We start from the raw sequence: 6650 nt of genomic DNA on the forward strand, positions 1-6650 counted from the left end.
CCTCCGCCTGCTGCGCGATCCGCGCCGCCTCGGCCTCAGCCCGCGCCGCAGAGGCCCGCTGCTGCAGCTCCTCCCGCAGCCCGCGCCACTGCCCGACCAGGTCGTCCACGTCCACCGTGCGGGCGATGGTCGGCGGGAGGTTGCCCACAGCCGGCCTGAGCCGGTCGAGCTTGACCCGCCGGTTGTAGTCCTCGAGCACCGCGCGCACACTCTGCTCGGTCCGCAGCTCCAGCAGCGACTCCGGAAAGGTCTCGGCCTCCTTGCGCAGGCTCAGCACGGTCGGCATGGCGCCGCTGATGTCGAGGTGCTCGCGCTGAATCAATCGCTTGACCCACCAGTCGGGGTCGTCGGTGCGGAGATCGGGCAGCGGCTTGCCGGAGCCGGGCAGATTGTCGAACTCTCCCCGCTCCTGCGCCTCGCGGATCTGCCGCTCGACGATGGACTCGAAGCCGTGCACCCGACAAGCCTACGACGGCCGCTGGCAGGATGGGTGACCGTGCGACTCCCCACCGACCTGCCCCGTGACGTGGTGGCGATGTCGGGAGTCGCCTTCTGCGTCGCGCTCGGCTTCGGGGTCGTCGCGCCGGCGATCCCGCTGTTCGCGACCCAGTTCGGCGTCGACGCCGCAGCCGCCGGCGCCGTCGTCTCGGTCTTCGCCCTGATGCGGTTGCTCTCCGGGCTGCTCGCCGGCCGTGTCGTCGACGCCCTCGGTGAGCGCACCAGCCTGATGATCGGCGTGGCCGTCGTCGGACTGTCGAGCCTGCTGGCCGGGCTGTCCGAGAACTACCCGCAGCTGCTCGCGCTGCGCGGCGTCGGCGGCGTCGGCTCGGCGGTCTTCGGTGTGGCGGCCATGAGTCTCGTGCTGCGGGTCGCGTCGCAGCGGATGCGCGGCCGCGCCGTGAGCGTCTATCGCGGCGGTTTCCTGGTGGGCGGCATCGCCGGTCCCGCGGTCGGTGGTGCCGTGCTCGGCATCTCGCTGCGGGCCCCGTTCTTCCTGTATGCCGGGACGCTGGCCCTCGCAGGAGTCGTCGCCATGGTCTTCGTGTCCAGGCCGCAGCCCGCGACCGCCCGTGCGGGGATCGACCAGGCGACGGACCTCCCGCTCGAGCCAGACCCGGGCAGCGGGCGCGACCCGGCCGTCGAGTCGCCGCCGGTGCATGACGGTGAGCAGCCTGACGAACGAGTCCCCGTGGCCTCGAGCGACCCTTCGGCCGGGCGTGATCGCGCCGCGGACGAGGACCACCCGCCCGAGGCGACGTTGCGCGATCTGTTGGGCACCCGCGAATACCAAGCCGCTCTGGTCACCAACCTGGCCGTCGGGCTGGCGGTGCTCGGACTGCGCAGCACCGTCGTGCCGCTCTTGTTCGTGCACCATCTGCAGGTCGACGTCGGCTGGGTCGGGGCGGCTTTCGTCTCCTCCGCGCTGGTGCAGACCGCGCTGATGTTTCCCGCGGGCCGGTTCACCGACACGATCGGTCGCCGCGCCGCCATCGTGCTCGGCTCGACGGTGGCGGCCGTCGGGATGCTCATGCTGGCGGTCGCCAGCTCGCTGGTGATCGCCCTCATCGCCATGGGGGTGTTCGGGGCGGGGTCGGCGTTCCTCGGCACGGCGCCGGCCGCGCTGGTCGGCGACGTCGCCGGCAAGCGCTCCGGGCAGACCATCGCCGTCTTCAACATGGCCAGCGACTTCGGCGCCGTCACCGGGCCGGTGCTGGCCGGGTGGCTCGTGGACCAGGGCTCCTACGCCGCCGCGTTCGGGATGGGCGCCGGCGTGCTCCTGGTCGCGGGGGCGCTGGGTCTCCGCCTCCCCTCATCCCGCTAGCTGCTGGGAGAAGGCGTCACCGATGACGCCCCGGCCCAGCAGCTAGCTAGCGGACGGGATGGGGGGCGCGGAGCATGGCGGGGTGGAGCAGGGTCGCGTCGCCGGCGCGGTAGAGGCGAGCCGGGCGCCCTCCCCCACGCCGGGTGGACTCGCCGGTCGGCTCGACGAAGCCGGGGGTGCCGGTCACCTTGCGGTGGAAGTTGCGGGGATCCAGCTCGGTCCCCCACACCACCTCGTAGACCCGGCGCAGCTCGGCGATGGTGAACTCCGGTGGGCAGAACGCTGCTGCCAGCGGGGCGTACTCGAGCTTCGACCGGGCACGCTCGACCGCGTCGGCGAGGATCGTGCCGTGGTCGAACGCCAGCCGGCGCGTTGCCGACAGGAGGTCCTCGACCGGCCGCCACTCCGCGCCAGCGGCGTCTGAACCGGCCACAGGTTCGGGCAGGTCGGGCAGCAGCGCCAGGTGCGCCACGGTCACCACCCGCCCGCGCGGATCACGGCCCGGTGAGCCGTAGCTGCCGAGCTGCTCGAGGTGCACGCTGCGCAGCGGGACACCGGTCTCCTCCACGAGCTCGCGCCTCGCGGCGTCCATAAGGTCCTCCCGGGCCAGCACGAACCCACCGGGCAGCGCCCATCGGCCCCTGAACGGCGGCACCCCTCGCCGGACCACGAGCACCTTGAGGGTGTCGTCGGCGACGGTGAGCACCGCGAGGTCGACCGTGACGGAGAACTGGCGTGACGTCATACGAGCATCTTAAACGTCACCTTGACGATTAGCCAGCATCGGCATTACTGTCAATATGACGACAAAGGAGAAGCACCATGGCAGACATCAGCCGCTACCCGATCTTCCGCCACCTGCGGACCGACCCCACGACCTACGTGCACCACCTGCACAGCGGGGAGGTGACGCACGCGGGGGCCGGGCTGGCCTTCTGGTTCCGGCCGCAGTCGGCCGCCCTCGCTGAGATCCCGCTGGACGACCGTGAGCAGTCGCTGCTCTTCCATGCGCGCACCGGCGACTTCCAGGACGTCACCATCCAGGCGACGGTCAACTACCGTGTCGTCGACCCGGCGCTCGCCGCGACGCGCATCGACTTCAGCATCTCCCCCGAGAGCGGCCGGTGGAACGCGACGCCCCTGGAGACCCTGGGTGATCTGCTCACCGAGCTCGCCCAGCAACCCGCCCTCGAGCTGATCGCCGGCATGCCGATGGCGGAGGCTCTCGCCCACGGCATCCGCCCCGTCCGGGACCGGGTGGCCGGCACACTCGCCGGTGACCGACGGCTGGCCGAACGTGGCCTCGCCGTCACCGACGTGCGGGTGGTCGCGATCCGCGCGGACGCCGAGCTGGAGAGAGCCCTGCAGACCCGGACCCGCGAGGAGGTGCAGCAGGAGGCCGACCGCGCGACCTACGCCCGACGCGCGCTCGCCGTCGAGCGGGAACGGGCCATCGCCGAGAACGAGCTGAAGAACCAGATCGAGCTGGCCCGGCGCGAGGAGGAGCTGGTCACCCAGCGCGGACAAAACGAGCGCAAGCGGGCCACCGAGAAGGCCGCCGCCGACCGCATCGGGGCCCAGGCCGACGCCGACCAGCGCCGACTCGCCGCCGAAGCGACAGCAGCCACAACGCGACTCGTCGGCGCCGCGGAGGCCGAGGCCCAGCAGGCCAATCTCGCGGCCTACGCCGAGGTCGACCACGCCACGCTGGTGGCCCTGGCTCTGCGCGACCTCGCCGACAACCTCCCGCAGATCGGCAGCCTGACGGTCACCCCAGACCTGCTCACTCCGGTCCTCGCCCGGCTCGGCCAGGGACCGGCCACCGGAGCGGACCGGTCATGACGCTCCAACCCCGCGCCGTCGTAGTCCACCGCACCACCGAGTATGCCGAGCTGGTCGCCCGACACGGCACCCGCCAACAGGCGGCGTTCTTCCTTGAGACGCGGGGGCGTGGCCTCAGCGAGGTGATCGAGCGGGACCGGTCGCAGCAGGAGGCCCGCCGCGTGGTCACTGCAGGCCTGCCGGCGGACTGGCGGCGGGCCGAGGTCGAGCGGACCGATCTGGCGCGGTTCGTCTTCGGCCCGGAGGACATCGTGGTCGTCGTCGGCCAGGACGGGCTGGTGGCCAACGTCGCCAAGTATCTGGGCGGGCAGCCGGTCATCGGCGTCAACCCCGAGCCCGGCCGCAACGTCGGAGTCCTCGTGCCGCACCCGGCCGACGCCACTTCGGCCCTGCTGCGGGCCGCGATCGCCGGGCAGCGGATCACCGAGCGCACCATGGTCGAGGCGACGACCGACTCGGGTGAGAACCTGCGGGCGCTCAACGAGGTCTACGTGGGGCACGCGTCGCACCAGTCCTCGCGCTACTCGCTCCGGCTGCCGAGCGGGGCAGGTGAACGCCAGTCGTCCTCGGGGGTGCTCATCGGCACCGGCACCGGCTGCACCGGCTGGTTGCGCTCTGCCTGGCTCGAGCGGCACAGCACGCTCGGGCTGCCCGGCGCCGCCGACCCGGCGCTCTGCTGGTTCGTGCGGGAGGCCTGGCCGTCGCCGACGACCGGCACCGAACTCACCGAGGGGGCGTTGGCCGACACCGAGTCACTCGTGCTCACCGCCGAGTCCGACCAGCTGGTGTGCTTCGGCGACGGCATCGAGCACGACGCCCTCACCCTGACCTGGGGCCAGCGGCTCACCGTCACCACGTCGGGACAGCACCTGCGTCTCGTCGGCTGACCCGCTGCAGCTTCGTCTCTTCCTGGCACGACGGCCCCGCTCGGGGCGCCGCTCGCCTAGTCTGGCCGCGTGTCCACGCGATCCGCACCGTCCACCCCGCCGCCGGTGATGGCAGCCCTCGACGCCGCCCACGCCAGGCTGGCGGACCACCTGGCCGAGAGCCTGGGCCCGGACGCCGTCAGCCGCCGCGCCATCGACCGGCTGGGCCACGCGCACGACGCCTCCCATTACCTCTTGGTGCCGCAGGTCGTGGTGACTCCCTGCGACACCGACCAGGTGGCCCGTGTGCTGCGGGCCTGCGACCGGGCCGGGCTGCCGCTCACGTTCCGCTCCGGAGGGACCAGCCTGTCGGGCCAGGGACTCAGCGACAGCGTGCTCGTCGACACCCGGAAGCAGTTCCAGGACCTGCAGGTCCTCGACGACGGGCGGCGGGTGGCGGTCCAACCGGGCGTCACGATCGGCCGCGTCAACACCCACCTGGCGCGGTACCGGCGCAAGCTCGGACCCGACCCGGCCAGTGAGATCGCCTGCACCGTGGGTGGCGTGGTCGCCAACAACTCGTCCGGGATGCACTGCGGCACGGAGTTCAACACCTACCGCACTCTAGACTCGATGGTGCTGGTGCTCCCGACCGGCACGGTGATCGACTCGGCCGACCCGAGCGCCTCCCGACACCTTGCCGAGGCCGAGCCAGCGCTTCACGACGGCCTGCTGCGGCTCCGGCGCCGCATCCTGGGCGATCCGGACTCGGTGGCGACGATTCGGCGCCAGTTCTCGATGAAGAACACCATGGGCTACGGCCTCAACTCCTTCCTCGACCACGAGGACCCGCTCGACATCCTCGTGCACCTCATGATCGGCAGCGAGGGCACGCTCGGGTTCGTCGCCGAGGCGAGGTTTCGCACCATCGAGGTGCTGCCCCACGTGGCGACCGGGCTGCTCGTCTTCGACGACGTGGAGACCGCCACCTCCTCGGTGCCGCAACTGATCGAGGCGGGCACCGTCACGGCCGAGCTGCTCGACGCCGCTTCCCTTCGGGTCTCGGCTCGTGACCCGAAGTGTCCGGACGTCATCCGCAACCTGGAGGTGGGCGGGAAGGCCGCCGTGCTCGTGGAGTTCCAGGGCCACACGGCGGACGAACTGGCGGACACACGGCATACCGCCGAACCCATGCTGTCCGACCTGCCGCTCGCCGCTCCCCAGTCGCTGACCACCGACGCTGCCGAGCGCGGCGCGCTCTGGGGCATCCGCAAGGGTCTGTTCAGCGCGGTCGCCGGCGCCCGGCCCAGCGGGACCAACGCCCTGCTCGAGGACGTCGTCGTCCCCGTCGAGCGGCTCGGCGTCACCTGCCGCGAGCTGGCGCGCCTCTTCGATGCCCACGACTACGAGGAGTCGGTGATCTTCGGGCACGCCCGCGACGGCAACGTGCACTTCATGCTCAATGAGCGCTTCGATGACCCGGCGCAGCTGGAGCGCTACGAGGCGTTCACGCACGACATGGTCGACCTCGTGCTCCGGGAGGGTGGTTCGCTCAAGGCCGAGCACGGCACCGGACGGATCATGGCCCCTTTCGTGCGTCGGCAGTACGGCGACGAGCTGTATGCCGTGATGTGGGAGCTCAAACGGCTGGTCGACCCGCGCGGCCTGCTCAACCCCGGGTCGGTGCTCTCCGACGACGACCGCTCCTACCTGCACGACCTCAAGCTCACCGCCACCGTCGAGGAAGAGGTGGACCGCTGCGTGGAGTGCGGGTACTGCGAACCCGTTTGTCCCAGTAGGGCGCTCACGACCACCCCCCGGCAGCGAATCGTGCTGCGGCGGGAGATGGAGGCGGCGCGGCTGCGCGGGGACAACGAGCTGCTGGCCGACCTCGAGCGCGACTATGACTACGACGCGGTGCAGACCTGCGCGGTCGACGGCATGTGCCAGACCGCGTGCCCGGTGCAGATCAACACCGGCGACCTGGTGCGGAGGCTGCGCCACGAGCAGTCGAGCGCGGCGCGGAGCGCGGCCTGGCGAGCGGCTGCGCGCGGCTGGGGCGTGGCGACCGTCGCCGGCGGCGGCGCGCTCAGCCTCGCGCAGGCAGTGCCCGCTGCCGT

6 protein-coding genes are annotated in these 6650 nt (G+C 71.9%); 4 read left to right on the forward strand and 2 right to left on the reverse strand.

Annotated elements, in window-relative coordinates; translation table 11 throughout:
• On the reverse strand, window positions 1-457 hold a 457-nt coding region (locus FRW57_RS15195; RefSeq protein WP_152186387.1), incomplete at its 3' end, for a DnaJ family domain-containing protein.
• A 39-nt stretch (window positions 458-496) separates the two neighbouring features.
• Between FRW57_RS15195 and FRW57_RS15200 the strand changes: the two genes are divergently transcribed.
• Window positions 497-1822: an MFS transporter gene (locus tag FRW57_RS15200; RefSeq protein WP_162529373.1), complete on the forward strand. Its 1326-nt coding sequence runs from the start codon at window positions 497-499 to the stop codon at window positions 1820-1822.
• Window positions 1823-1868: 46 nt separating this feature from the next.
• On the opposite strand, the gene FRW57_RS15205 is transcribed toward FRW57_RS15200, so the two are convergent.
• Window positions 1869-2567 carry an NUDIX hydrolase gene (locus FRW57_RS15205; RefSeq protein ID WP_137119871.1) on the reverse strand — a complete coding sequence of 233 codons (699 nt, stop codon included), beginning with the start codon at window positions 2565-2567 and terminating at the stop codon, window positions 1869-1871.
• A 77-nt stretch (window positions 2568-2644) separates the two neighbouring features.
• Between FRW57_RS15205 and FRW57_RS15210 the strand changes: the two genes are divergently transcribed.
• The 3 genes from FRW57_RS15210 to FRW57_RS15220 form a co-directional block, all read left to right on the forward strand.
• Window positions 2645-3664 (forward strand): SPFH domain-containing protein, encoded by a 1020-nt coding sequence (locus FRW57_RS15210; protein WP_137119872.1) that lies wholly within the window; start codon window positions 2645-2647, stop codon window positions 3662-3664.
• Entirely contained in the window at window positions 3661-4551 is an 891-nt protein-coding gene (locus tag FRW57_RS15215; RefSeq protein ID WP_137119873.1) for an NAD(+)/NADH kinase, read from the forward strand. Before FRW57_RS15210 ends, FRW57_RS15215 begins: the two co-directional genes overlap by 4 nt.
• A 69-nt stretch (window positions 4552-4620) precedes the next feature.
• A partial coding sequence (locus FRW57_RS15220) for an FAD-binding and (Fe-S)-binding domain-containing protein (protein ID WP_420853260.1) occupies window positions 4621-6650 on the forward strand: 2030 nt, incomplete at its 3' end.

The sequence above is a fragment of the Segeticoccus rhizosphaerae genome (genome assembly GCF_009192725.1).
GTDB lineage: Bacteria > Actinomycetota > Actinomycetes > Actinomycetales > Dermatophilaceae > Segeticoccus > Segeticoccus rhizosphaerae.

Excerpts from the sequence above, each read along its gene's own strand:
- FRW57_RS15215 (WP_137119873.1), top strand. The coding sequence starts at position 3,661 with ATGACGCTCCAACCCCGCGCCGTCGTAGTCCACCGCACCACCGAGTAT.
- FRW57_RS15210 (WP_137119872.1), top strand. The coding sequence starts at position 2,645 with ATGGCAGACATCAGCCGCTACCCGATCTTCCGCCACCTGCGGACCGAC.
- FRW57_RS15205 (WP_137119871.1), bottom strand. The coding sequence starts at position 2,567 with ATGACGTCACGCCAGTTCTCCGTCACGGTCGACCTCGCGGTGCTCACC.